Source organism: Nocardia sp. CDC160, from assembly GCF_035818795.1.
Classification (GTDB): Bacteria; Actinomycetota; Actinomycetes; order Mycobacteriales; family Mycobacteriaceae; genus Nocardia.
Window position 1 is genome coordinate 28,085 of sequence record NZ_JAYKYT010000008.1, and the last position, 26,006, is coordinate 54,090.

Sequence of the window (26,006 nt, forward strand, 5' to 3'; positions counted from 1 at the left end):
GATCCGACTGTGCCCGACGTGCTGGTGATCGTCGGCGGAGACGATCGGACGCGGAGGTACGCGTCGGACAATGCCTTTGGCAGCCTGCGGCGGTACGGCTTCGACTGGACCTGGGACATTGCCTGGTGCATGGGCGAGGGGGAAGCGCTGCCGATGTCGCTGTCGATCGGGCTATGGCTGGCCACCGCTCACGGTCCGCAAGGCCTATTCGTCAACCGGTTCGTCTACCAATCGGTTTCGTTCGACGCCACACCTGAGGAATGCGCCGCACTGGGCAGGGAACTCGCCGACATCGGCGAAAGAGTCGCCATGCTGATTGTCGGCGACGGGATGACGGGGCGGTCATCGCAACAGGTGCTCGCGGCGGCACTGGAAGACCACCGATTCGTAGAACACCAACTCTGCAATCCCGCCTCGGTCACGGCCCGTCAGACCGTAACCAGTTGGTCTCGCCAATCACGCGCATAACGCCAGCGATCATGGAACCGATCGGATAACACCCAATGACCCTGGCGACCAACCCGACTCATCCCCCGTCCGGCCGCTACCCCCTACCCGCCCACCCGCGCCAGCGGCTGGTGCCGAAAGCTCTGGTCGCGGCATTACCGTGCATTGCCAGGCGTCAACGGACTGAGCAGGATTCAAGATCGGGCTGTTCGCCAGGCGAGGTTTCAACAGCCACCCACAGGACGCTCGGCTGAAGCAACCCAGCCGAGCGTCTCGTTTTGCTCTTGCCCCAGAGAACCTGTCTCAGGTAGCGACCCCGGCCTGACTGGGTGTTACTTCTGATAGACGTAGCCACCAGTCATATAGGCACCTTCAGTACCTGCGTTGTAGAACCTGGTTTCTGTCGGTGCTTGCTCGGTAGACAGAGGACCTGCCACATATTGCGCCACAGACTTCCCGGTGGCGTCGACGACTGTAAGGCCAGACGGAATGGCGTTTCCTCCACTGACGGTCAGCGTTGGTACGCCATCTTCCGAGTACGTCAACAACAGCGTTCCTACCTCGGTAGCTGGCGCGTTGACGGGCGCTGGGCCCTTCGCGTTCGGCGCCACTGCTTCATCACTCATGGCAACTCCACTCACTCGCTGAACATTTGGAACATGCCCATGTTCTCACCTCACGGGAGTCCACATCGGTTGAGCCGCAAAATAATTCAGGACAGCTGGTCTTGATCGCGATCTGGGATCAGGGGTCCAAGACGGGATCGGTAGTCGTCCGCTCGTCGGCATGTCAGTGCGTCTGCCGGGCGGGGCCGCGGGTGTCCCGAACCGAGCGATCAGCGCCATGACCGCATGTTGGCCGCCGGTAATCAAAGACCTTTGCTGGCGGCCAGACGTTCACGTCAGTCAGGCATCCGGCAACCTGATTGGCCTATGGGGCAATGGGGCTAATGAAGTACTCATCGCCGCCAACCTGGAAGCGCCTGGCCTTCGTGGCGGCCCCCGCCGTGTAGACGGCGACGGGCTGTCCCGTCTCGTCCACTACCATGATCTCGCCGGGTATCGCGTTCCCGCCGCTGGCATTCAGCGTCGGGACGCCGTCCTCCGAGTACGTCAACGACAATTTGCCCACTGTGACGGCAGGGCTGTTCACGGGTGCTGATCCCTTCGCGCTCGGGGTTCCTGCTTCGTCTGCCATGACAACTCCACTCACTCGCTGGACATTTGGAACATGCCTATGTTCTCCCCTCGCAGAAGTTCACATTGGTTGAGCCGCAAAATAATTCATGGCAGCTGGTCTTGAACGCGATCTAGGATCAGGAGCTGAGAGGGGTCGGGAGACGTCCGCTCGTCGGCATTACAGCTCACTATTGTCAGCTATTGCCAGACTGATGGCGAGGTCTGTCCACCCTCCAGCTTCAACCCGCTCAGACTCTCGGGTCCGGCCAAGATCTTGACGCGAGACGGGTTAAGCACCATCGGCTTTGACCGGTGGGATGTTCCGCAGTGGGGGCATGGGTCGCCGGGCGTAGGTCTCTTCGGGGTGGACGGTGACGATATCCAGCTTTTGCACTAGCGAGGCCGGGGACTCGCCGTCTTCGAAGTGCTCCAGGGATGGTACGAACACGGCTTCCGCGTCTAACCGCGTTGCCTGCGCCTTCAAACGCGCGAGTGGCGGGCGGCCGGAGTTGGGGTCGTAGGTCACCATGTCGGCGAAGTCGTAGCCGTAACGCTGTGCGAGCCTTCGTATCTCGGACTCGTCCCATTGCTGGCCGATCCCGGATACATCGGTTCGCAGGTATTCCAGAGCCGTTGGCTTGTACCGCATTACCGCCCCTTGATCGTCGTGTCCGTCGAGTGCGATGTGTCCGTGAATTTCCAGGTAGAACCCGCAGTGGTCGTCGGATTCGTCTCCGTGCGATTGGAGTTCCAAGCACCCACCAGGGAAGGAGAAGAGTCGCGAGCGCGGCCCGGACTCCTCCGTTTCTCTTCCGATCGAGGGTCGTCGTTCACGGTCCGCCCCTTGTCGCCGTTGGTGAAGCAGGTTCAGGACCGGACTCCAGCCCTGAACTTGCAGAACCGACGCTAGGGATCGACCTAGGGAACGGGCCATGAGTTTGCACAATCTTGCTGGAAATCGTTTATACAGAGCCGAATAGGGCGAGGCGGAGGACAATGTAGGGGTGCTCGGAAAGACCGTGCACACGGTAAGTCAGGGGGCAAGAATCATGCGCGGCAAGATCACTGGCCTGACCTTCCTCGGCAAAGGAGGCTCCGAAGTCACCGGATGCCCAAGCCTGTACGCAACCGAGTTCGACAACGGCGAACGGGGGTACCTCGCGCAAGGCTGGAAGACCGGCCGACCCGAAGTAGTCGAAATCCCACACCTGCTACTCGGATTCGTTGAGCCGAATACGTTCGTCGGTTCCACGATGACCGACACCGGTCGGGGCACATTCACCCTCACAGGCGAACCGATCACCGACCCTGAAGTGCTCGCCCAGCTCGACCTGGCCGTCAACGAGACCGCTGTTGAGGTGCCGATGCTCAGGAGGACGTACTACGGTGCTGCACCTACCGAATGACTGGTCAGTCTGGTTGGACCTCTTCCACGGATGCCAGAAGCAAGCCTTCCACCTGGAGGTCAGGGACTCCTACGGTGTGCCGCAAGAGTCCGAACGGCTCCGCCGCTTCCTCGAAGGTGAACCGGACCTGATCGACGATTACAAGAGCTCTTGGGTCGCGCTCGTTCAGGAGACGACTGCGCGCGGTGTCGAGATCAGCCGCGTGCGAGTCGTGACCGTTCCGCACTCCGACTATCAGCGGTGGCTGTTGTCGGTCACCGGGGGCAACGTCGAAGCAGGCGAAGACATCCGCTACCTGCCACGCCACCTTGCCGGGGAGGTGCCGCCGGACGACTGGTGGCTGTTCGATGATGAACGGGTGGTGTTCAACCTTGTTGACGAGAACGGTTCTCAGGCGTCGGCAGGCATGGCCGTGACCACCGATCCCCGGATAGTCGAGTACTGCCGGAGTGTGAAGCAGCGGCTTTGGGAGTTGGCGACGCCGTACGCCGAATACGCCAAGAAATGACAGGAGTCGATGAAGCACGGGAAGCTCTCGGGGCACGTCTGCGGGAGCTTCGCCGTCGCGCTGGCTTGTCCGGCCGACAACTCGCGGCTCTGGCTGGCTGGCACGAGTCGAAGGTCTCGAAGCTCGAATACGGGAGGATCAAACCGTCCGACACCGACATACGCGCCTACTGCGAGCACGCAGACGCGACCGATCAACTCGCGGACCTCCTGGCTACCCTCCACAACATCGACACGGCCTACCTGGAATGGCGGCGGGTCCTCGCTACCGGTGTGCAGCGTCGGCAACAGAAGTCCGTGAAGCTCGAAGCAGAAGCAGCGAACCTTCGCGTCTACACCACCCAGGTTGTTCCCGGACTACTCCAAACCGCCGAGTACGCCGAAGGCATCTTCAGGCGGCATATCGAGTTCTACCGCGTCCCCGACGACTTGGACGCAGGCGTGTCGAAACGAATGGAGCGGCAACGCATCCTGTATCAACGTGACCACCGATTCCACTTCCTGATCACCGAGCAAGCGCTCTACACGACGGTCGGGAACGATGACGTAATGAGGGGGCAGCTCGACCGGCTCGCGTCGATCATCGGCATGCCGCGCATCACGGTGGGCATCATCCCGGCCACAGCCGAAGCGCTCATCGTGTCAACGAGTTTCGTCATGTTCGACAACCGCATGGTGATGGTTGAAGGCACGGCCGCGGAACTGACCATCACCCAGCCGCGAGAGGTCGCGATCTACGGTCGGGCGTTCAATGTTCTTGCCGGACAGTCGGTCACCGGTGAAGACGCACGGTCCTTGATCCGGAAGGCATTGGCTCACCGACAATCCGCAGCAGGCCAGTGATGCCCGGCTAGAAGACGAAGCCGCGGAGGGCTAGGAAGCGGGCGGCGCCTACGGCGGCCATGATGGCGATGACGGCGGTGGCTTGGGTGAGTTGGGGCAGGCCGGGGGCCCAGAACGCGAGGGCGGCCAGGGCCGCGGTGGTCACGAGGAGTCCGATGAGGGCCAAGACGCCGGATTCGAGTTGGGCTGTGTACCAGGTGACTCGGGTGGTGGCGTGGAAGGTTAGGCGGCGGTGGAGTTCGTTGGCTATCGCGGTGCTGACGATCGAGCCCGCGATATTGGCGACCAGCGGGCCGACGGTGGTCAATGCCATGAACAGCAGCACGTACGAGATGTTGCTGGCTCCGCCGACCAGAGCGAAGCGGATCAGTTGTGCGAGGGCGTGATCGCCGCGCAGGAATCGACTCGCGCGGGCGAGGTGACCGCTCGCGACCGTGCGGAACAGCCTCGCGGCACCGTTGGTCTGCTCGACGAGTTCGACGAACATCGTGTCCGCGTAGGCGTTCCGCGGTCCGGTGGTGGCAAGTGCTGTGCTGTTCACGAAAATGACTGTCGCGCCCCGCGCTGACACCGCTCTGACGCCGACCTTACGTGGGCCTGACACGACCTGGCCGAGGTTGGATCAAGCTACGAATTCTGCTGAGGCCGAGGTGGTTCGGCATATCAGGTCGCATGATTGTGGCCGCTTTCGCACGGCGAATAGCGTGGCGTGATGACGGAGATCGACAGAGACGATGTCGTCGCGCGGCTGCGATCCGCCCTCGGGTCAGAGGTGCGCGTGCCGGGCACGGAGGGGTATCGCGGCGCCCTCGCGGCGGTCTTCTCCCCCGAAGCCGCCCGGCGTAGGCCCGCCTGTGTGGTCACGCCCCGGACCGTGGACGATGTCGCGACCGACCTGAGGATCGCGAACGCCACGCAAACGGCCGTGACGGTGCGTGGCGGCGGCCTGAGCTCGACCTGTGTCGCGGATGGGCTTGTCATGGTGGATCTTTCGCGGCATCTGCGCGCCGCCTGCACCGAGGGTGAGCAGGCGGTCATCGGCGGTGGAGCGACGATGGCCAGCATGATGCGCGCCCTCGCCCCCATCGGCCGCGCGGTGCCCATCGGCGTCACGGGTTACGCGGGTCTGGGGTTGGCCACGCGTGGCGGGATCGGTCCGCTGACGAGATCGCTCGGCCTCACCGTGGATCACCTGACCGGAGCCGAGATCGTTCTTCCGTCCGGCGATGTCGTCCACGTGTCGGAACGAAGCACGGGGGCGGACGCCGATCTGTGGTGGGCGGTGCGCGGCTGCGCACCCGCGGTCGGGGTTGTCACCTCGGCCGAATTCCGCACGCACGTCATGGAACCGGTCCGGATCGACCGGGCGGTGGTCGGGCTGGACGCACTCGCCACCTATTTCCGCATCGCCCCCGAACTACCGCGCCACACCAGCATGAGCGCCGTCCTCGGCTACACACCCATGTCACCGGACGAACCGGTCCTGTTCCTCTACACCGTGTGCGCCAGCAACCGAGAGGACGCGATCGGCCGAGCACGCGCGGCGACCTCGGCCGTCGTGGCAGGCGCAAACGGCTCGCCGCTCTACCGTTCGCAGACCACCGGCAGGTATCCGGTCGAGCTACCCGAATTCGCCATCCCCGGCCTCGGCGGCGCTGAGCCCGAACCGTTTTCGCCGCCCGATCCACACCGCCGCGCGCGGGGCTCGTTCCTCGGCAAGGCGGTCTTCTCGGGCACGACTCTCGACCCGGAGCTCGCCGACGCCCTCGCGGATCGCATCCGCGCCGCGCCGAACCGGGCCTGCCGCATCGACTTCCAGCACACCGGCGGGGCGCTGTCCGATATCGACGACACCGCCACCGCGTTCTGGGGCCGCACCGCCGAATGGAGCATTCCGATCAATGCGATCTGGGATGCCGACGGCGATGGCGCCGCCTGCGCGAGCTGGGCGCACGACACCCTGCGAGCCCTGGACGCCCACACCCTCGGCGTCTACGCGGTCGAGCTGCGCCCCGGCCTGCCCGAAACCGACACCGAGACACGAGCGGCCCACGGCGGCAATCTGGCTCGGCTCCGAGCACTTCGACGTCGCTACGACCCGACCGGGATACTCGCACCGCAGCTCCTTTGAGCCCTACGACTTCGATCCCCATGACGAAACACGCCCCGTCCGTATCGGACGGGGCGCGTTCGGATTTCGCTCAGCCGAACAGGCGCGAGGCCAGGTCGGGGGTGAGGATTTCGTAGGCCTCGGTGGTGCGGTTGTACCACCAGGTGCGGTCGTCGGGCTCGGAGCGGCCCGCCGCCTGCACCGCCCGGGTGGAGGGGCGATACGTTGAGCTGCGGGGGATTTCGTCCACGACGTAGACGATGTCCGGGCGCTGGTCCGGGGACAACGCTCGGACGGCTTCGGTGACATCCTTGGGGGCCAGGCTGTAGCCCTTGCGGATGCTGACGGCCGCGACGGCGAGGATGCGGTCGCCCGCGGGGAGGGCGAAGGCGACTTCCATGTCGACGGCGGTGATGTCGTTGAGGACGTCGACGATGGGCTGGGTGTAGACCGGGCCGCGCGGGGTCGGGATGACGGTGTCGCGGCGGTCCATGAGCCAGTAGTCGCCGTCGGAGTCGCGGCGGAAGAGGTTTTCGGTGGGCATCCAGGCGTCGCCGGGTGCGAAGACGCCGCGCAGGCCACCGGCGGAGAGGTCGACGGCGTCGGTGACCGTGCCGATGAGCAGGCCCACCTCGTTGTCGGCGCAACGGCGCGCGAAACCGGTGTCCTCGACCTGGATTTCATCGGTCAGCGGGTCGTAGGCGATGAGTTCGACCTTGGCCGTGCCGGGCACGGGACGGCCCTTGGAGCCGATCTTCGCGCCGGAGACATTGGCCAGCACCACATCCCCCTCGATGGAGGCGTAGAACTCGAGCACCTTGGCGGGCGCGAACCGCTCCTCGGTGCGCCGCCACAGCCCCGCGGGCATGCCCGACCCGATGAACAGGCGAATCGGATGCGGATGCCCATTGGGGAAGGAGTCGGTGTCGAGGATGTCGCGCATCATGGTCCAGGTGTAGGTGACCACGGTGACGCCGTAGCGATGCACCTCCTCGGCGAACCGCGCCGGTTCCAGCGACCGCGCCAACGCGATCCGGCTGCCGCCCGCGACCGCGCCGCCCAGGCTCACCAGCAGCCCGGACGAATGATGCAGCGGCGCAAGGCAGTACACGGTGTCGTGCCGACCCAGGTCGGCGGCCGAGGCGGTGCCGAACGCCGACAGCGCCCACCGGTGATTGGTGACGTGCTTGACCTCGAACTTGTCCCCGGTCCCGGTGACGAGAATGAACGCCAGCTCGCGCGCCAGCCCCGGATTCGGCCGGTACCAGGCGGGCAGCGTCACCGCCGCCGGGTCGATCTTCTCCAGATCGACCACGTCGGTCCCGGCGGGAATGTCGAGCCCGCGCGCCTCGCCGCCGCCGAGCACCAGCACCCGATGCCCGGTCGCGCACGCGCTGCGCAGGTTCTCCGGATCGGTGATGAGCAGCCGCGTCCCGGTCAGCTCCGCCACCTTGGACAGCTCGGTGCCGGGCGCGAGCAGCACCGCGACCGCGCCGATCCGCGACAGCGCCGCGACCGCCGCCAGCGCACTGGGCCGGGTCTCCATCACCACACCGACCCGCATGGCCGGACGCACACCCACAGAGATGAGCCCGCGCACCACATTGTCGATGCGCTGATTCACCGCCTGCTGGGTGTGCACGCGATCGTCGAACAGGAACAGCTCCCGCTGCGGACCCCGCCGCGCCTGCTCGGCGAGCAAGCGCCCCAACGAGATTCGCGTGTGCGGCTGAATCATGCCGAGCCGGGTCAGGCGCGGCAGCGCGCGGGCGGCCTCACCGGTGAGTTCGACGGTGCCGCGCAGCGTCTGCCCGGCCACGCCCTCGATGGTCTTGCCGAGACTGGTCCCGGCCTCGGCGAGGCTGCCGATGGCGTGCACGGCCCGGGTGATCCCGGTGCGCGGCCCGCTGCGCACCACCTCGGTGCTCATCGGTTGAACGGCCGCGGGCAGTTCGCCGCGCCCGGACACGTAGTTCACCCAGTCGCGCACCACGGGCCAGGTCTGCCGGGTCGCGGTCGAGCCCGACACCAGCCCGAAGTGCCCGGCCACAATGCTGGCCTCGTACACCTCGGCGTTGGGCGCGGCCCGCACGATCCCGCGCACGGCGGCGGGCTGGCCGATATCGTCGACCTCGCCGACGAACGCCAGGATCGGGCACTTGATCTCCGCCAGCGAAATCAGCTGGTCACGGATGACGAAGCCGCCCAGCATCATTCGATTGTGCTTCACGAACTGCTGGAGCAGATCGGTGAGCGCGGGCCCCGGATACCCCAGCCAGCCATCGGCTTCCAGGAATCGGCGCTGACGCTCCTTGGGCAGCAAGGCTTCCCGATTGTGCAGTTGGCGCAGGAAGTCGATGCGGGCACGCGCCGTCTTCACCGGGTCGAGGGCCTGGAAGCCCAGGCGCACCATGGAATCGGTGATCGGCAGCCGGTTGAGCACATGGTCGGTGAGGAAGTCGGCGGCATCGGACACCAGCCCGTGCGGCAGTCCGAACGGCATGCCCGCGACGGCATCGACCGGGCTACCGAAGGTGACGATGGACTCCACGCCCTTGCCGTCGCGGTAGGCCGCGGTCTGATAGGCGAACATGCCGCCCTGCGAGTAGCCCATCAAATGCACACCGCGACCGGTGATTTCGGTGACGGTGTCGATGGCGCTGGAGACCGCCAGCACGTGGTCGGCGAGGTCGCGGTCCCAGCCGCCCTCCTCGGTGGCCGGGGAGCCGAAATCGACCACCCAGCAATCGATTCCACCCTGATGCAGAATGCCGACCGCCCCGTCGGCGGCATTCACGTCCCAGATCTCGGCGGTGACCATGATCGGCGGCACCAACACCACGACCGGTCGGTCCGGAACGGTGTCATCCGGGAAGTAGTGCCGCAGGCGGTACATCCGCTTCCGCTCCACCACCTCGTACGGCGACGATTCGATCTCGTGAACCAGCCCCCCGAACCGGATCACCTCGAGCCCGTTCTGCGCGGTCGCGACGAGTCGCTCGATCGGACCGACAACGGACCTCGTATTGAATTTCACGGCTTCACTCCCAGACTTTTCCTGGCCTTGACCAGCGTCACCCGCCCCGACGCGTCCCGATGAGCTTGCCATAGCACCACCCTACTGCGCTGGCGCTGTGACCAGCACCATGCGGGCACCCCGACCCCGGGCGGCATCGAGGAGGCCGCGACAACAAACCGGCCGTTCGGGGTTTACGGGATACAGCAACATTCCAGGCATCATGTTTTGGCTTTTCGATACGTCGCGATGCCCGGGGGCCTACCATCGGTATCGCTGGAACGCACTGTCGCGCTTGTCAATTCATACGTTTTTCAACAAACGCTGTGACTATTTTCCGCAGGCCCTTCGGACCTGTTGCATCGCCGTGGAATCAATCGCCCGCATTCGCGGTGTCCTATTCGACGTGAGGACCGCAGCATGACCATCGAAATGCCCCTCGAGACCACCAACGGCACCCGCAAGTCCCTCAGCACCGCCGCCGCCCACCAGCTCGCGCACACCACCAAATCCGAACCGCAGATGCAGGGCATCAGCTCGCGCTGGCTGACCCGCTCGCTGCCGTGGACCCAGGTGAAGGGCGGTATCTACCGCGTCAACCGGCGTCTGACCCACACCGTCGGCAATGGCGAGGTGGAGTTCATCATCAACGGCCCCAGCGCCCGGGTGATCCCGCTCGAACTGCAGGAGCTGCCGCAGCTGCGCGGCTTCGACGACGAGGAGATCCTGGCCACCGTGGCCGGACGCTTCGAACAGCGGGATCTGCCGCCCGGCACCGTGGTCGCCGAATTCGGCAACCCGATGGATCAGGTGCTGCTCATCGTGCACGGCAAGCTGTCCAAGATCGGCACCGGCGAATACGGCGAGACCACCAAGGTCGGCATCCTCGGCGACGGCGACTTCTTCGGCGACGCCACCCTCACCGATCCGGACGCCATCTGGCCGGTGACGGTCAAGACGGTCACGGCCACCACCATGCTGGTGCTCAGCCGCTCCACCCTGGAGCAGCTCAACGAGCAGATCCCCGCCCTGCAGCAGCATCTGTCCTCGGTCGCGGAGGCCCCCGCGCTGCCGCAGAACAAGTACGGCGAGGCCGAAATCGTCATCTCCTCCGGCCATTCCGGTGAGCCCCTGCTCGACGGCACCTTCGTCGACTACGACGCGCAGCCGCGCGAATACGAGCTGAGCCTGGCCCAGTCCGTGCTGCGCGTGCACACCCGCGTCGCGGACCTGTTCAACGATCCGATGGATCAGATCGAACAGCAGCTGCGCCTGACCATCGAGGCCCTCTACGAGCGCCGCGAATCCGACCTGGTCAACAATCCGGACTTCGGCCTGCTCCACAACTGTGATCTCAAGCAGCGCATCTACTCCGAGTCCGGCGCGCCCACCCCCGACGACATGGACGAGCTGCTGTCCATGCGCCGCTCCACCAAGCTGTTCCTGGCCCACCCCAAGGCGATTGCCGCCTTCGGCCGCGAATGCACCAGGCGCGGAATCTATCCCGACCCGGTGGAGGTCGACGGCCACCGCGTGCCCGCCTGGCGCGGCGTGCCGATCTTCCCGTGCGGCAAGATCCCGGTGAGCGACAGCCAGACCACCTCGATTCTCGCCATGCGCACCGGCGAGAAGGATCAGGGCGTGATCGGCCTGCACCAGACCGGAATTCCGGACGAGTACGAGCCCAGCCTGAACGTCCGGTTCAAGGGCATCGACGATCAGTCGATCATCTCCTACCTGGTCAGCTGCTACTACTCGGCCGCCGTCCTGGTCCCCGACGCGCTCGGCATTCTCGACAATGTGCTGGTCGCCCGTCAGTCCGACTGAGCGAGGTGTCCCGTCATGTCGGTGCTCTCGCGCGCCGCGGCGCCGCCCGCCACCTCCGAGGTGGCGGCGGCCGTCGCCGCCCTGCTGACCAATCTCGACACGGCCGCACCACCCGTCCTGCTCGTGGCTTCCGACACCACGGAAGCCCCTGCGGCCCTGGATGATCCCCGTCTCGGCGCGTCCGAATCCGCCGAGACACACACCCCCCGACGGCTGCTCGGCCCCTCCGGCCTCGGGGCCCCGAGCCTCGTGATCGACCTACCCACCCCCCAGGTGATCACGGAGCTCGCGGGACAGGCATCGCGTCCGCCCTCGCCTGCGGGCGGCGCGGTGCCGACGCCCACCCTCCCGAAACCCCCCGTCCCCCAAGCCCTTCGCCGCATCCCCCGCGGCCTGGGATCGGGCCGACTCCCCACCCCAGCCACCGAACCTCCCACGGCGGCAACAACGCCGCCGGTGGGCGGCCGACCCGCCCGGCGGATTGCCAACGGTCCCACCGGGATCGGGACGACATCCGCATACCGCCGGGCCGGGAAGGCCGCGCCCCCGGTGGCGGCCCGACCCGCCAGCACGTCGCGGGCTTCGGCGATTCCGGCGCTCTATTGCCCACCGCCGGTGCGGGACAATCCCGTGCTCGCCGAGGCGGTGAATGTCGGGATCATCGCCTGGGCCGAGGAGATCGGGCTGTACGAGGGACGGCTGGATGATCTGCGCAAGGCCGACTTCGGCCGGTTGATCATGCTCGCGCATCCGGATTGCGATGATGCCGACCGGTTGCTGGCAGCCGCGAAATGCGCGGTCTCGGAGTGGTCGGTGGACGACTACTACTGCGAGGAGGACGCCAGCGATATCGCGCCGGACGGCAGCAAGTCCAGTGCGGAGGCGGAATTGGGGCCGCGACTGGAATTGGCCGCGGCCGCCATGGATCCGGTGCACCTGCCCGCCCGCTACCAGGTCAAGGTGGAGGAGGCCCTGCAGAGCGATCCGATTCTGCGGGCCTTCCGCACCTCCTTCGAGCATCTGTCCCACTTCGCCACCCCCACCCAGGTGGCACGGCTGCGGACCGAGATCGCGGGCTGGTTCATCGCGCTCGGCGCGGAGGCGGGGTGGCGGGCGGCCAAACGCATGCCGCCGGTGTGGGAATACCTGCTGAACCGGCAACCGCACAGCTTCCTGCCGTGCATGGCCCCGATCGACGCGGTCGGCGGTTACGAGCTCTCGGCCGCGGAGTACACCGATCCGCGCATGCGCCGGGTGACCACCACCGCCGCGCTGGCCGCCCAGATGGTCAACGACCTCTACTCCATGGCTCGCGAAGACCTTTCCAATGGAAGGGAATTCAACCTCCCCACCGTGCTGGCCGCCGAGGAGCAGTGCTCCCGCCGCGAGGCCGTCCAGCGCACCGCCGAGGTGCACGACGAGCTCATGCATCGTTTCGAGGCCGAGGCGAGTCTGCTCGCGGCCACCGGATCCCCGGAGCTGCGCCGCTTCCTGACCGGCCTGTGGGCCTGGATGGGCGGCAATCGCGCCTGGCACGCCGACAGTCGCCGCTACAAGGACGACTGAACTCCAATCCCCTTCGCGCGCAGCACGACCAGCGTCATATCACCCCCATTCGAGAGGATGACCTGCAATGACCGCGCTCCATCCCCGGACCGACGCCGTCCTGAAAACCGAGTATCAGAAATCGGTGGCGTCGTACTGGAACAACAACCCCAATGACGACCGGGTGAACACCAAGCTCGGCGAGGTGGACGGGCTCTACCACCACCACTACGGCATCGGCGAGCCGGACCTGAGTGTCCTGGAGGGCCCGGAGGAGACCCGCCAGGACCGCATCGTCAAGGAACTGCACCGCCTCGAGACCGCCCAGGCCGACGCCCTGCTCGATCAGCTCGGTGACGTTCGCCCCGGCGATCAGCTCATGGACGGCGGATCCGGCCGCGGCGGCACCAGTTTCATGGCCAATCAGCGTTTCGGCTGCCAGGTCGACGGCGTCACCATCTCCGAGTACCAGGTGGGTTTCGCCAATGAGCAGGCCCGCGAGCGCGGCGTCTCCGACAAGGTGCGCTTCCACTTCAAGAACATGCTCGACACCGGTTTCGAGTCCGGCTCCAAGCGCGGCATCTGGACCAACGAGACCACCATGTACGTCGATCTCTTCGAGCTGTTCGCGGAGTTCTCACGGCTGCTCGAGCCCGGCGGCCGCTACGTCTGCATCACCGGCTGCTCCAATGACGTCTTCGGCGCCCGCTCGGCCTCGGTGAGCTGGATCGACGCCCACTACGGCTGCAACATCCACCCGCGCAGCGAGTACTTCAAGGCCCTCGCCGCCAACAACCTGGTCCCCCTCGCGGTCACCGACCTGACCCCGGCGACCATCCCCTACTGGGAACTGCGCACCCACTCCGACCTCGCCACCGGCGTCGAGAAGCCGTTCCTCACCTCCTACAAGGAGGGCAGCTTCCAGTACCTCATGATCACCGCCGATAAGGTGGGTAGGTGACCGGCACCCTCGACACCTCCACCGCCTCGGCGGTCGACCGCGAAACCCTGCTCGTCGAGCTCGTGGACGAGCAGGGCCACGCCCGGGGATCGCTGTCGGTGGCGGCGGCCCACACCGCCCCCGGTCGGCTGCATCGCGCGTTCTCGGTGCTGCTGTTCGATGCCGCCGGTCAGGTCCTGCTCCAGCAGCGCGCGAGCGTGAAGACCCGTTTCCCGCGCCTGTGGACCAACACCTGCTGCGGGCATCCGGCACCGGGCCAGGCCGTCGTGGAGGCCGCCGCCAAGCGTCTGCACGAGGAACTCGGCCTCACCGCCGATCTCACCGAGGTCGGCGTCTTCACCTACCAGGCCACCGACCCGAACACCGGCCGCGTCGAATTCGAATACGACCACGTCCTCATTGGAACTCTCGAAAACGCCACCCCCCAACCGAATCCGGATGAGGTGGACGACCTCACCTGGGTCCGGCCGGACACCCTGGCCGACCAGGTCGCGGCCGAGCCCGCGCGCTACACCCCGTGGCTGGGCGGAGTGCTAGCCACCGTCGCCGCCGCGCGCGACTGAGAAGTCAACGGCCGGACCGCCAGTGCGCGATGGTCCGGCCGATTTCGGTGGTCGGCGATTCGCCGTAGAGCCATTCGCGGGCGATGCGGTGCCAGTTGTTGGTGGTGTGCAGCTGGCCGAGCGCGGCGAAGGTGAACAGATCGGCGCGGCGGGAGAAGACGTGTTCGGGCGGTAGCAACTGCTGTCGCATGCCGCGGAACTCGGCGGCCCTCGGATCGATGGCCAGGACAATGGCACCGGTGGCGAGCTCGGGCGTCACGGTGATCTCCTCGTCCAGCAGATGCCATCCGGCCGCGGCCCAGACGTAGTCGAGCACCTCCTCGGGCGTCACTCCCGCGGCCGGATCGATGATGCCGCGGCGAACCCAGTGCTCGTAGAGTTCGTCGGCGCGGCGCTCACAGGAGATACGGAGCCCGGTGCGCTCGTATTCCACATGGACCGCGTCCATCCGGTTGTACAACCCGAAATCCACGAAACCGACCCGACCGCTGGGATGCAGCAGGATATTGCCGGGGTGCGGATCCCCGCAGAATTCGTAATCGGTGAACAGGGACGTGATGTAGAAGCGGTAGACGATCTCACCGATGCGATCGCGTTCAGCCTCCGGCTGCGCCCGAATCCCCTCGAAGGACTGCCCTTCCACGAACTCGGTCACCAGAACGTGGTGCGTGCAATGCTCTTCGACGCTGTCGGGAACGAGGATGAACGGATGGCCTCGGTAGCGCTGCGCGACCCGATGCTGTGTCCTGGCCTCGTTCACGTAGTCGAGTTCGCCGCCGACATTGCGCGCGATCTCGTCGAGCACCCCGGCGTCCCCGGCGCTGGGCAGCACCGATCTCAGTAGCCCGCTGAGCATTTCGAGATTGCGCAGATCCGCCCGGACCGCCTCGTCCACGCCCGGGTATTTCACCTTCACCGCGACCGCACGCCCGTCGCGCAGACGGGCCCGGTACACCTGCCCGATGGAGGCGGCCGCGACCGGCGTCTCGTCGAAGTCGGCGAAGACCCGCGAGAGCGGTCCGAGGTCGTCCTCGATCACCTTGCGCATACCCGTGAACGGCACCGCGGGCGCGCGATCGCGCAGTTCGGCGAGCTTGGCGCGGAACAGTTCCCGATGCGATTCCGGGACCAGGTCCAGATCCAGGACCGACAACATCTGCCCCAGCTTCATGGCCGCGCCCTTCATGCCGCCGAGCACGGTGACCAGTTGCTGTGCCGCCTGCAGCGCGGAGCGCTCGGCAAGGATCCGCCGGGCCTGCTCGGGCCGCCCGATCATGGCCAGCCGCGTCCCGACCCCGCGCGCGGCCTCCCGGGCGGCGAGCCCGCCGATGCGGGTGCCGCGCGCCAGGCGTCCCTTCGGTATTCGGCGGGCCATGCGAACCTCCTCGGCCTTGTAGCGCAACAACATACCGGTCCCGGATCGATCTTCGCCGGTTAAGATGAGCATTGCTCAGTTTCACCGCAGCGAGGAGGCCGCGATGCCGCCGAAGGCCGTGCGCCAACGCCGCCGACCGACACAGGAGCGTTCCAAGGCCACCCGGGAGCACATTCTGGATACCGCGGCCCGGCTGTTCGGCGAGCGCGGCATCGCCGACACCTCGACCAATCGAATCGCGGCCGAGGCCGGGGTGAGCATCGGCACGCTGTATCGGTACTTCTCCGATCGCGGCGTCATTGTCGAGGAACTGCTGAATCGGCTGCTCGAGAACGCCGAGCGCCGCTTCACGCAATGGGTGTCGGGCCTGTCGCGGCAGACGGTGCCGGAACTGATCAGCTCGAGCGAACAGGTCATGACCGAGCTCCTCGACGTCTTCACCGAGGAACTCGTCGCCAATGCGAAGCTGGTGCGGGCGCTGGTGGCGGGCGTGCAGTTCTACAGCAGCGGCCTGCCGGAATTCGAGCCGCGCCTGCGCCTGCTGGTCAAGGTGCTGCTCATCCAGATCCTCGGCCCGGGCGACGATCACGAGTACGACGTGATGACCTTCGTGCTGATCAATACCGGGTTCGCGGGCGTGCTGCGCTCGACCGCGCTCGAGGTCGGCAGCCAGGAGCGCCAAGAGGCCATCGCCATGACCGCCCGCATGATGAGCACCTGGATCGACGCGGAGATCCGCAAGCGGCGACCGACCCTCGTTCCGGCTCAATAGCCCTCCGACACAGCGAGTCCCGTGGCGAGTACCGGCCACGAGCGTTCGAGCGCGTCGCGCCAGTAGCCCCAGGAGTGGGTTCCGGTCGGCTGGAAGTCGAAGGTGGCCGCGATGCCGAGCCCGTCGAGTCGGGTCTGGAGATTGTGCGTGCACCAGTTCACCGCCGCCTCGAGCACACCACCGATCACCAGCTGATTGACCAGGCCCCGCGGTCCGGGTTGCATGAACGGGCCGTTGTAGACGTCGTACATGCCGGGCACCCCGGTGCCGGTCGAGATGAACAGCGCGAGTCCGCGCAGTCCGTCCGCGTGCAGGTAGGGGTCGTTGTCGGCCCACATCGGATCATTGTCGGGCCCATACATATTCACGGTGTCGCCGCCGCCCCAGGTCTCCACCGCCGTCTTGACGAACAGCTTGCCGAGGGGATCGCTGATCTGCGCACAGCCGCTGTAGGCGGCCACCGCCCGGTACAGCCCGGGTGCGGCGATCGCCAGCTGTAGCACGGAGGTTCCCGAAGTCGACAGTCCGGCAATGGCATTCACGCCATTGGTCTCGAATTCCGTGTCGATCAGCGGCGGCAGTTCCTCGGTCAGAAATGTCTTCCATTTGTACACACCGAGTTTCGGGTCCGGCGCGCGCCAGTCGGTGTAATAGCTCCAGCGCCCGCCGATGGGTTGCACGACGGTGACGTGCTTGTCGGCCAGGAACCCGAGCACGTCGGTATTGTGCTGCCAGGTGGCGCTGTCCTGGCCGCCCCCGCCGCCATTGAGCAGATAGAGGACCGGCCGCCCCGCCGAACCGTCCTGTGGCCGTTGCACGTTCACCATGATGTCGGTGTCCATCGCCGCGGAGTGCACCCGCAGCTGGACGGTGCGGTCGTCCACCGGCCAGGACCCGGTGATCGCGGACCCGTCGGGGGCGGCCGCGTGGCCGGGCGTCGGCCCGAGCACCGCCGCGAGAAGCGCGAGGATCGCCAACGCTGTGCGACACAACATAATTCAGCTGCTTTCGTGAAGGACGGAGGCCCACCGGGGGTTTCAAGGGGGCATTCCCGGTGGGCGCGCCCGCAGGCGCGGATCATCCCCGTGCGATGACGAGCACGGCTCCGCGAGCACCCGAGGTCAGTGCGAACCTGCGATCGATGCCGGAGCGGGCGGGGCCCGGGTGCGGCGGGCAGCCGCCCCTCCGGCACGCTTACCGGCTCAGAGCGACCCGCCGCCGCCCATGAGCCATGGGTTGAAGGTGCAGTCCAGGTTGGGATGTCCCACCGGGTCCAGCGCCCGCAGCGCGATGGACAGCGCCCGCGGCGAATACATCATCGTGAGGTGGTCGGACAGGTCCTGTTCGCAGCCGTCCTGCAGCGTGATGTTGGTGACCTGCGCGCCCGGCCCGGCCTGGAGGAAGGTCAGCCCGTACGGGTTGGTGACCTCGTCGTAGCGGGTGCCGACAATGGTGTAGTCGATGCCCGGCACCGTATCCCCGTTGGCGTTCAGCTTGTTCACGAAATCGGATCCGATGGTCTGCTGAATGCCCGAGTGGCCCACGAAGATCTCCACCAACCCCAGCACATCGATGCCGAAGTTGTTGATCGCCCGGCCCAGTGCGCCGATACCGTCGAGCGAGGTGCCGTGATGGGTCGCGCCGTAGGTGATCAGGTTGTGCACCTTGGCCGCCCCGCCCTCGAACTTGGTGTACCAGTTCGACATCGACCCGCCCTGCGAGTGCGCGACGATATCGACCTGGGACGCCCCGGTGGCGGCGAGCACCCGATCCACGAAGGTGGCCAGCTGTTTGGCCGAGTCCTGGATGTATTCGGTGCCCATGGTGCCCGGCAGTATCGAGCCCAGGCCGCCGCCCTCGAGCAGATTGGCCCGGCCGTAGTTGAAGGTGAAGGTGCAGAAGCCCGCGTCCTTGATGGGCTGGCCCATGTACGCGAATCCGTTGTAGGCGTTCATCCAGGTGCCGTGGACCATGACCACCGGCCGCGGATGCTCGGCGGTGGGTTTGCAGTTCCAGTCGTTCGCGCCCGGCGGGGCCACATCCGGATTGAGCAGCCCGTAGCCGAACGCGGCCAGCCACGAGGTCATGGGCGGCCCGTAGCCCTTGGTGTCGGAGGCGTAGCCGCCCGAGGAGCCCGAGCTCGAGCCGGAGCCGCCGTAGCAGTCGCCGGAACCGTTGCCCGAGCCCGCGCCGCTGCCGGAGGTGCAGGCCGAGCCGGAGCTGCCCGCGCTGCCGCTGTCGGCGACCGGTCCGGCCTGTTTCACGCCCGCCGCGATGTAATCGGCCAAATCTTGTTCGGTCGGCTGCCCCGCGGTCGGCTGTTGCCCAATGGGCGGGGCTTGGGGTTCCGCGTCGGCGCCCGCGCCGGAGAATCCGACCGCCAGCAGGGAAACCCCCATCATGACCGCCGTCCTTACCGTCCTGCGGCGGGTACTTCGTCTCATTTCGTGCCTTCCTGCAGCCCGACGTAGGTTCGAGTTCCGCTGCCGCCGTGTGTTTTCCGGCATCGGAACCGCGCTCAAGCTATGCCCGCACGAGAAAGCCCAGAAGGGCTATGACCGAATGCTGGAGCAGCTCACCAATTTCCGGCGGAGAATTCCGTGAGACGCTACAAAGGCGTTCTCCGGAGGGCGGGTCACAAATAGTCGCCGCCGATTTCGGTGAATTTCCCAGATATGTCCTCGATTTCACGCGACCGCGCGCCGGGCGCCAATCATTGATATTCCGGTGGCCATGCCGGTCACCGCCCGCGTGGACGTTTTTGGAGTTTCTGTGCGCGCCTTGTCTGCCCTTTCCCATCGGCTGCGGAACGCGGCCGCGACCACCGCCCTCGCCTGCGCCGCCCTCACCGCGGCCGCGCCAGACGCCCCCGCGTGCCTGCCGCCGCTCCCCCACGGTCCCGAGACCGCCGTGGTCATCCTCGGCTACGGCCTGCTGCCCGACGGCGGCATGCGACCGGAGCTGATCGACCGTTTGCGCGCGGGATATTTGGAGGCCGTGCTCTCCCCCGCCTCACCGGTCATTGTCACCGGCGGCAATCCGCGCGCGGGCGTCACCGAGGCGCGGGCCATGGCCGACTGGCTGATCGCCCGGGGCATTCCGGAACAGCGCGTGCATCTCGAATCGGCCGCGCGCTCGACGGCCGAGAACGCCGAACTGTCCGCGGAACTCATGACCGAGATCGGCAGCCGCGACGCCGTGCTGGTCACCTCCGCCGACCATCTGCCCCGCGCTCTGGCCCTGTTCACCGCCGCCGGGGTGAACGTCAGCGACACCTACACCCCCGATGACTTGGCCGAACTGCCGACCCCGCTGCCCTTCGGGCCGCTGTCCTAGCGGAGAGGAACGACGGTGAACCGCAATACCCTGAGCACCGGCGCGGAACAGGCCCTGGCCCTGGTCGGCCGACACTACCGCTGCCCGGAACCGTTCCGGGTCGAGCGGGCCCGCATTCGCGAATTCGCCCGCGCGGTACAGGCTTTCCACCCCGCGCATTGGCACGAGGGCGCGGCGGCGCGGCTGGGTTTCGACGCGGTCGTGGCCCCGCCCACCTTCGCCGCGGTGGTGTGGCAACGGGCGCGGCGCGAGATCCTCGAGAAGCTCATCACCGGCTATCGCCTGGACCGGATCGTGCACGTGGACCAGACCCTCGACCTCGCCCGCCCGCTGCTCGCGGGCGACCTGCTGACCTGCGACGTCTATTTCGAATCCTTCCGGCACTTCCGGACTTTCGACGTCCTCACCGTCACCGCGGTACTCACCGATCAACACGGCGCGACCGTCCAAACCGGGTCCACCGCCCTGCTGGCCCGCACCCGCGACCATGAGGACGGCCCGGCCCGCGAGGCGGTCGCGCGTCCCGGCTTCGCCGCGGGCGAGCCCCCGGTCACCACCGGCCCGCGCCAGACCCGCCTGCCCCGCACCCGCATCGATTTCGACCGGCTCACCGTGGACACCCCCTTGCCCGCCGCGGGCACCACGCTGGGTGCACGCGATCTGACGAATTACGCACGCACCGTGTGCGATCCGGCCGACGGCTACATCCGCCCCGGTCCCCACGGCGAAGCACCGACACTGGTGGCCCCCGGCATGCTGATCCTGGCCCTGGCCGCGGGCTATGTCACCTCCTGGACCCGAGACCCCGCCGCGGTCACCAAGTACCGCGCCGAATTCGCCAATCACGTGCACTATCTGACGGTGCCGCGCTGCGACGAGACCGAGATCGAATTCACCGGCCGCGTCGTGGCGCGCGACCAGCGCCGCCGCACCGCGACCGTAGCCATCGAGGCGAAATCACAGGGCCGCAAGCTCTTCGGCTATGCCAGCGCGGAGATCAGCTTCGCACCCCCGACCGCGCACTGACCGCCGCAGGGCGGGCCGCCTCCGACCGCGGCCCGCCCACGAGTAGCGGACAACGCGCTCAGCAGATCGCCGCGTCGTCGCGCATGGTCTCCCGGTTGCGCACGGCCTCCCGAGCGCCCGAATCACCCGCGCGGGCACGGATATCGGACTCGTGAGCAGCGGCATCGGGTGCGACGAGGCCGTGGACGAGCAGGGCCGCGCGGGCGCGAGCGATGCCTTCCGGGCAACCCAGGTCCACGCCCGACAGCCGGTGAATACGACGCAGGCGGTGGGTGATGCTATTGGGGTGCACGCCCAGTCGGCGCGCGGTTTCCGTACGGTCGAGGCCGGTTTCGAGGAACATCACCAGGGTGCCGTGCAGCCGGGGGTTACCGCGGATCGGGGCGAGGAGATCGGCCAGATGCTCGCGGGCGGGACCCGGGCGGGAGAGTTGATACTCGACGGCGAGGTCGGAGATGCCGTACAGGCCGGGCGGGTAGCCGAGACCGTTCGCCAGTTCCAGCAGTTCGTGCGCGCGGGCCGCGAGATCGGGGATCTGCTCGGTCGGCCCGGACAGCACCACCGCGGTCAGGCCCGCACCGGCCGCCTCGGTCAGGGTCGCCAACGCCTGTGTGGTCATGGTGAACGCGCCCGCGAGTTCGGGTCCGGCGGCGTCGTCCAGCGGGACCAGCACGGTCCCGCCGCCGACGGTCAGCAGCGACAGCGCCCGGGACCCGAGCGCGGATGCCAGGGCCGCCTGGACGCGGCGCAGGCGGCGCAGAGCTGTCGCCTCCGCGCCGCGCGGTTCCGCGGTGCCGGTCGGAATATTCAGGGCGACAACCTGATACGCGCGGGCGATCGCGATGCCCGCGCGCCGCGCCAGCATGGACCGGCTGTGGCCGCTCAGCAGCGCCGCGACCAGAGTTTGCGCGGCGGTTTGGTGTTGGCGCGCCACGAAGCGGTACTCCTCGACGTAGGCGGACGTGGCCGCCACCGTCACCGCCCGCAGCAGACCCAGCAGCAGTCCCACGCGCCCGGCGGCGGTGGCGTCCACGCCGGGTGATTCGGTGACGGCCAGCTCCAGGCCGTCGTGGATGGCCTCGTGATAGCCGAGCAGGACACGATCGAGGCCGATGCCCTCGCGCGCCCAGGCGGCCGCCGCCTCGGCGACACCCACCAGCCATCCGGAGGGCTGGCCGGGCGATCCGGACCCGGCGCGCGCGCCGGGTGCGAGACAGGCGCGCACCCGGTCGTCGAAATCGCCGGGCCCGGGCCATTCCGTGCCGCTGGAAAACAATTCGGCCAGTTTCGTGGCGAAGATCCGGCGGTCCGCGTCGGCGGGGTCGGCGGGCCGGAGGGATTCCGCGATTTGTGGTGTTTTCAACACGCCTCCTGATTTCGGCCTCAGGCTACGAGTCGTCGGGGCGTATTCGCGTGCACCACCGTCTTTTTCGGATACTTCACAGACTTCGATCCGCGTCGCTGTGATCGGAGAACGAGCGGGCGATGAGCGCGGACCGCAGCTGCCACAAATCGGCGGTCAGGGTCGGGTCGAATCCGGTGAGCTGACATATGCGTTTCAATCGATAATCCACGGTATTGGTGTGGATGTGCATGATTCGCGCGGTGCGCTGCCGATTGAGATTGTTCGCGATGTGGCATTGCAGGGTGTGCAGCAGTTCGGGATGAGCGTCGAGCGGGTCGAGCAGCGCGCCCAGTGTTTCGCGACCGGGCCCGGGCCGGGTGAGCTGGTATTCCAAGGCCATATCGGTGAATCGGTACAGCCCGGCGACGCAGTCCAGCCGCTGCACCATGTCCAGCAGTTCGTGCGCGCGGTCGGCGGCGGCGGGTATCTCGGCCGGGGCGGCGATCACCAGGGCCGCGGTGATGGGAACCCGTGCCGCCGTGGCGAGTTGGGCGATCAGCTCGTCCAGATGCTCGTCGGCGCGGGTGGTGGTGGGCACCAGGATGGTGCCGCCGTCCACGCTCAGCAGCGCCAGCGCGGTGTCGCCGCAGCGGGTCGCGAGTTCGGCCTGGAGTCGGCGCAGCTTGCGGCGCGCCACCACCTTCCCGTCCAGCCGCGGATGCCGTTCGTCCGGATGCTTCGGAATGGCAAGGGCCAGCACGTAATACGCGTCCGCGATCTCGATGCCGCATTCGCGGGCCATGGTCGAGGTCGGATGCCCGCCCAGCAGCGCCGAGGTGAGGGTGTGCACGGCGGTGTGATGCTCGGAGACCACGGCCTTGTGCTCGCGGACGTAGGCGCGCGCCACGACGGCATTGATGGTGTCGAGCATGGTCACCACGAGTTTCGCGCCCTCGATCAGGTTCTCGTGGTCATTCGTGGTCGCCTGGGCCATCACCCGATCCATGCCGAGCTTGAAGCCCTCGTGGATGGAGTGCAGGACGGTGTCGATCGGCACGCCCTCACGCGCCCATCCGGCCGCGGCCTCGCTCAGCCTGCCCGTCTTGGCCGGAATGTCCTGACCGTCGAGCATGCTCACGGCAAGTTCCAGGCAGGCCCGGGTGACGGCCGTGACATCCCCGGCGATGATGTCGCCGGGCAGGGTCGCGCACGGGATGACGTGGTCGACGAAATGGCCTACCAGCTGCCGGGATACCGTTCGAACGTCTTGCAGCGGAGTGGACATCGGGCGACCGGAGACGGTCAGGCCCACCCGCAGTGTTCCGTCGGTTGTCATCGTCGACTTCCTTCCGATCTACAGCACATCATCGGTGGATGTCGAAACTCTAAGGTGATCAAGGACTCACCTTCTACTCTCTTTCGAAGAGAGGATTGCACGGCCGCGAATCACCGTGATGACCTGGGCAAGCAATCGTTTGCCAGGGCCCAGTACATGCGAGACTCGCCGCATGATGGTGAGATCAACTCACTTTTCGACGCCGCCGCGGGGCCACCAGCACCGCTCGCCGAGCAGGGCCATGGTCGCGGGCACCAGCAGGATGCGCAGGACGGTGACGTCGATGAGCAGGGCCGCGATCGTGCCGTAGGCGATGTACTGCATCATCAGCAGTTCGGAGCAGGCGAACGCGCCCACCACGACCAGCAGGATCACCGCTGCCGCCGTGATGATGCGCCCGGTGCTCGCCGTTCCGGTGCGCACCGCCTCGGCGGTCGCGGCACCGGCCGCCCGTGCCTCGGCAATGCGTGAGAGCAGGAAGACCTCGTAGTCGGTGGAAAGGCCGTAGACGACGGCGATGATCACCACCAGGACCAGCGCCATGATCGGCTGCGGCGTGAATCCGATCAGCCCGGAGCCGTGGCCGTCGATGAAGATCCACGTCGAAATGCCCAGTGTCGCAGCGAGTCCCAGGGCGTTGAGCACGGCGGCCTGCACGGGCAGGACCAGTGACCCGAAGGCCAGGAAGAGCAGCACCGTCGTCGCGGACACGACGAGCGCGACCATCCACGGCAGGCGTTCGGCCAACGCGCGCAGGCTGTCGTGCAGGACGGCCGGTTGCCCGCCGACCTCGACGGTCGTGCCCGGCGGGGTGGCGATGGCGCGCAGCTGCTCGATGGTCGGGTCCGCCGCGCGCGAATTCCGCAGTGGCGCATCGGTGGTGAACACGTCCGGCCGTGTGGTACTGCGCCGGGGCACGCCGAAGGGGGCCGCGAGCCCGTCGACACCGTTGGCCTGCTGCCACACCGCGCCCGCGGCTCGCGGGTCGTCGGTGCGGATGACCAGCAGCACGGGATCGATGCGCCGCGCGGGGAACAATTCGTCGAACCGCTGCTGGGCCACGCGGGTGGCGTGTTGCGGCGGCAGGAATCGCTCACTGATCCCGCCGAAGGCCAGATCCGTGATCGGCGCGATGAGCAGGAGCAACCCGGCGCACACCGGAATCAGTACGGCGACAGGGTGTTTCACGACACAGGCCACCGTCCGATACCACCGCCCCGCCGGGTCCGCCCCGGTGCCGCGGAACCGTTTGACGCCGAGCCGGTTCACGCGTCGTCCGAGTACGGCCAGCAGTGCGGGCAGCACCGTGAGCGAGGTCAGCGCCGCCAGGGTGACGGTCACGATCGCGCCGAAGGCGAACGAGCGCAGGAAGTTCTGCGGAAACAGCAGCACACCGCTGCTCGCGGTGACGACGATGACGGCGGAGAACACGACGGTGCGCCCGGCGGTCGACACCGCGTGCCCGACGGCGGCGTCGACCTCGTCGCCCGCGGCCAGCTGTTCGCGGAACCGGCTCACCAGGAACAGCCCGTAGTCGACGGCCAGCCCCAGTCCGATCATCGAAACAATCGGCTCCACAAACGAATTCACCTCGGTCACCGTGGTCAGCGAGCGCACGATCCCCCACGCGCCCAGCACGGTCAGTCCGCCGCACAGCAGCGGCAGCGCCGCGGCCACCGCACCGCCGAAGAGCAGGAACAGCAGCACCGCGACCGCCGGAACGGCCAGCAGTTCCATGCGCCGCTGGTCCTGCGCCATGGTGTCGTTCAGGGCCGCGCCCACCGGCTGCCCACCGGCGACCCGCAGGTCCACGCCCGGGAGCCGGAAGTCCGCGGCCACCGTGTGGAAGTTGCGCATGCGGGTGGTGTCGTCGTCGCCCGCGAGGGCGATCGAGGCGAAGCCGTCGCGCCGGTCGGCGGTGCCGAAGATGGCCCGTTGCGCCACACCGGTTTCGGTGGGCCAGTACGCGCCATTGACCCCGGTGATCTCACGGGGATGCCGTCGCGGCAGGTCGTTCAGGTAGGCGGTGACGGTGCGCGCGAAGTCCGGGTCGTCGATCGTGGTGCCGTCCGGGGCGTGGAACAGCAGGATCACGTCGCCGCTGTGATCGCGCCCGAAGGCGGTGTCGCGCAATCGCGCCGCCCGCACCGATTCCGATCCCGGATCGTCCCAACCGCCCGAACTCAGGTGCGACGACAGCCCCAGCCCGTACCCGCCCAGCGCGAGCAACGCGGCGGCCACCAGGCCGAGCACCGGCCAGCGCCGCCGGACCACGATTTCTCCCCAGCGCGCGAACCCGATCATCACAGCCCACTTCCGAATGTCTCGCGGATCGCGTGCGGATGCTACGGGCCAGCGGCGGTGGCCGAATTCTCGAGAAAGACATTTCGTGGCGCATCACAGGCCCGGCTTC

Annotated in this window: 23 protein-coding genes; 12 read left to right on the forward strand and 11 right to left on the reverse strand. The window is 67.4% G+C overall.

Going from position 1 to position 26,006, the window contains the following annotated elements:
* Positions 1-18: 18 nt before the first annotated feature.
* Positions 19-468 (forward strand): hypothetical protein, encoded by a 450-nt coding sequence (locus tag VMT40_RS34510; RefSeq protein WP_326363674.1) that lies wholly within the window; start codon positions 19-21, stop codon positions 466-468.
* A gap of 311 nt (positions 469-779) precedes the next feature.
* On the opposite strand, the gene VMT40_RS34515 is transcribed toward VMT40_RS34510, so the two are convergent.
* The 3 genes from VMT40_RS34515 to VMT40_RS34525 form a co-directional block, all read right to left on the reverse strand.
* Positions 780-1,073, reverse strand: a complete 294-nt coding sequence (locus VMT40_RS34515; protein ID WP_326363675.1) for a hypothetical protein — start codon at positions 1,071-1,073, stop codon at positions 780-782.
* 304 nt (positions 1,074-1,377) lie between these two features.
* A complete protein-coding gene (locus VMT40_RS34520) occupies positions 1,378-1,644 on the reverse strand; it encodes a hypothetical protein (protein WP_326363676.1) in 267 nt (88 codons plus the stop codon).
* Between the two features lie 270 nt (positions 1,645-1,914).
* Positions 1,915-2,379 carry a hypothetical protein gene (locus VMT40_RS34525; protein WP_326363677.1) on the reverse strand — a complete coding sequence of 155 codons (465 nt, stop codon included), beginning with the start codon at positions 2,377-2,379 and terminating at the stop codon, positions 1,915-1,917.
* Positions 2,380-2,674: 295 nt separating this feature from the next.
* Here VMT40_RS34525 and VMT40_RS34530 point away from each other — a divergent pair, with 295 nt between their 5' ends.
* Genes VMT40_RS34530 through VMT40_RS34540 form a run of 3 tightly spaced genes read left to right on the forward strand, consistent with a single transcriptional unit; the run spans position 2,675 to position 4,381 of the window.
* A complete protein-coding gene (locus tag VMT40_RS34530; RefSeq protein ID WP_326363679.1) occupies positions 2,675-3,031 on the forward strand; it encodes a hypothetical protein in 357 nt (118 codons plus the stop codon).
* The gene (locus VMT40_RS34535; RefSeq protein WP_326363680.1) at positions 3,012-3,539 is read left to right on the forward strand and encodes a DUF6879 family protein; all 528 of its coding nucleotides are present in this window, start codon (positions 3,012-3,014) and stop codon (positions 3,537-3,539) included. The genes VMT40_RS34530 and VMT40_RS34535 overlap by 20 nt, the downstream gene beginning before the upstream one ends.
* Positions 3,536-4,381, forward strand: coding sequence for a DUF5753 domain-containing protein (locus VMT40_RS34540; protein ID WP_326363681.1), 846 nt, complete (start codon positions 3,536-3,538; stop codon positions 4,379-4,381). The genes VMT40_RS34535 and VMT40_RS34540 overlap by 4 nt, the downstream gene beginning before the upstream one ends.
* A gap of 7 nt (positions 4,382-4,388) precedes the next feature.
* Here the strand turns inward: VMT40_RS34540 and VMT40_RS34545 are convergent, their stop codons facing one another.
* A complete protein-coding gene (locus tag VMT40_RS34545; RefSeq protein ID WP_326363683.1) occupies positions 4,389-4,922 on the reverse strand; it encodes a GtrA family protein in 534 nt (177 codons plus the stop codon).
* A 171-nt stretch (positions 4,923-5,093) separates the two neighbouring features.
* On the opposite strand from VMT40_RS34545, the gene VMT40_RS34550 reads away from it, so the two are divergent.
* Entirely contained in the window at positions 5,094-6,512 is a 1,419-nt protein-coding gene (locus tag VMT40_RS34550) for an FAD-binding oxidoreductase (RefSeq protein WP_326363685.1), read from the forward strand.
* Positions 6,513-6,582: 70 nt separating this feature from the next.
* Here VMT40_RS34550 and VMT40_RS34555 read toward each other — a convergent pair whose 3' ends face one another.
* The gene (locus VMT40_RS34555; protein ID WP_326363687.1) at positions 6,583-9,528 is read right to left on the reverse strand and encodes an AMP-binding protein; all 2,946 of its coding nucleotides are present in this window, start codon (positions 9,526-9,528) and stop codon (positions 6,583-6,585) included.
* Positions 9,529-9,927: 399 nt separating this feature from the next.
* Between VMT40_RS34555 and VMT40_RS34560 the strand changes: the two genes are divergently transcribed.
* The 4 genes from VMT40_RS34560 (at position 9,928) to idi (ending at position 14,403) form a co-directional block, all read left to right on the forward strand.
* Positions 9,928-11,334, forward strand: coding sequence for a family 2B encapsulin nanocompartment shell protein (locus VMT40_RS34560; RefSeq protein WP_326363689.1), 1,407 nt, complete (start codon positions 9,928-9,930; stop codon positions 11,332-11,334).
* A 15-nt stretch (positions 11,335-11,349) separates the two neighbouring features.
* A complete protein-coding gene (locus VMT40_RS34565) occupies positions 11,350-12,900 on the forward strand; it encodes a family 2 encapsulin nanocompartment cargo protein terpene cyclase (protein ID WP_326363690.1) in 1,551 nt (516 codons plus the stop codon).
* Positions 12,901-12,967: 67 nt separating this feature from the next.
* The gene (locus tag VMT40_RS34570; RefSeq protein ID WP_326363692.1) at positions 12,968-13,840 is read left to right on the forward strand and encodes a geranyl diphosphate 2-C-methyltransferase; all 873 of its coding nucleotides are present in this window, start codon (positions 12,968-12,970) and stop codon (positions 13,838-13,840) included.
* Positions 13,837-14,403, forward strand: coding sequence for an isopentenyl-diphosphate Delta-isomerase (gene idi, locus VMT40_RS34575; protein WP_326363694.1), 567 nt, complete (start codon positions 13,837-13,839; stop codon positions 14,401-14,403). The genes VMT40_RS34570 and idi overlap by 4 nt, the downstream gene beginning before the upstream one ends.
* Before the next feature lie 4 nt (positions 14,404-14,407).
* Here the strand turns inward: idi and VMT40_RS34580 are convergent, their stop codons facing one another.
* Positions 14,408-15,778, reverse strand: a complete 1,371-nt coding sequence (locus tag VMT40_RS34580) for an ABC1 kinase family protein (protein WP_326363696.1) — start codon at positions 15,776-15,778, stop codon at positions 14,408-14,410.
* Between the two features lie 103 nt (positions 15,779-15,881).
* Here VMT40_RS34580 and VMT40_RS34585 point away from each other — a divergent pair, with 103 nt between their 5' ends.
* Entirely contained in the window at positions 15,882-16,550 is a 669-nt protein-coding gene (locus VMT40_RS34585; protein ID WP_326363698.1) for a TetR/AcrR family transcriptional regulator, read from the forward strand.
* Here VMT40_RS34585 and VMT40_RS34590 read toward each other — a convergent pair.
* Together VMT40_RS34590 and VMT40_RS34595 are read right to left on the reverse strand one after the other, a co-directional pair.
* Positions 16,544-17,545 (reverse strand): alpha/beta hydrolase, encoded by a 1,002-nt coding sequence (locus VMT40_RS34590; protein ID WP_326363699.1) that lies wholly within the window; start codon positions 17,543-17,545, stop codon positions 16,544-16,546. The two genes, VMT40_RS34585 and VMT40_RS34590, sit on opposite strands and share 7 nt — an antisense overlap.
* A 207-nt stretch (positions 17,546-17,752) precedes the next feature.
* Positions 17,753-18,952, reverse strand: coding sequence for an esterase/lipase family protein (locus tag VMT40_RS34595; protein WP_326363701.1), 1,200 nt, complete (start codon positions 18,950-18,952; stop codon positions 17,753-17,755).
* A 370-nt stretch (positions 18,953-19,322) separates the two neighbouring features.
* Here VMT40_RS34595 and VMT40_RS34600 point away from each other — a divergent pair, with 370 nt between their 5' ends.
* Both VMT40_RS34600 and VMT40_RS34605 read left to right on the forward strand, forming a co-directional pair.
* On the forward strand, positions 19,323-19,886 hold the full coding sequence (locus VMT40_RS34600) for a YdcF family protein (RefSeq protein WP_326363702.1): 564 nt from the start codon (positions 19,323-19,325) through the stop codon (positions 19,884-19,886).
* Between the two features lie 15 nt (positions 19,887-19,901).
* Positions 19,902-20,912, forward strand: coding sequence for an FAS1-like dehydratase domain-containing protein (locus tag VMT40_RS34605; RefSeq protein WP_326363704.1), 1,011 nt, complete (start codon positions 19,902-19,904; stop codon positions 20,910-20,912).
* A 58-nt stretch (positions 20,913-20,970) separates the two neighbouring features.
* Here VMT40_RS34605 and VMT40_RS34610 read toward each other — a convergent pair whose 3' ends face one another.
* The 3 genes from VMT40_RS34610 to VMT40_RS34620 all read right to left on the reverse strand — a co-directional run bounded on the left by VMT40_RS34610 (position 20,971) and on the right by VMT40_RS34620 (position 25,897).
* Positions 20,971-22,275, reverse strand: a complete 1,305-nt coding sequence (locus tag VMT40_RS34610) for a PucR family transcriptional regulator (protein WP_326363706.1) — start codon at positions 22,273-22,275, stop codon at positions 20,971-20,973.
* Positions 22,276-22,351: 76 nt separating this feature from the next.
* Entirely contained in the window at positions 22,352-23,593 is a 1,242-nt protein-coding gene (locus VMT40_RS34615; RefSeq protein WP_326363708.1) for a PucR family transcriptional regulator, read from the reverse strand.
* 189 nt (positions 23,594-23,782) lie between these two features.
* Entirely contained in the window at positions 23,783-25,897 is a 2,115-nt protein-coding gene (locus VMT40_RS34620) for an MMPL family transporter (protein WP_326363712.1), read from the reverse strand.
* Positions 25,898-26,006 lie beyond the last annotated feature (109 nt).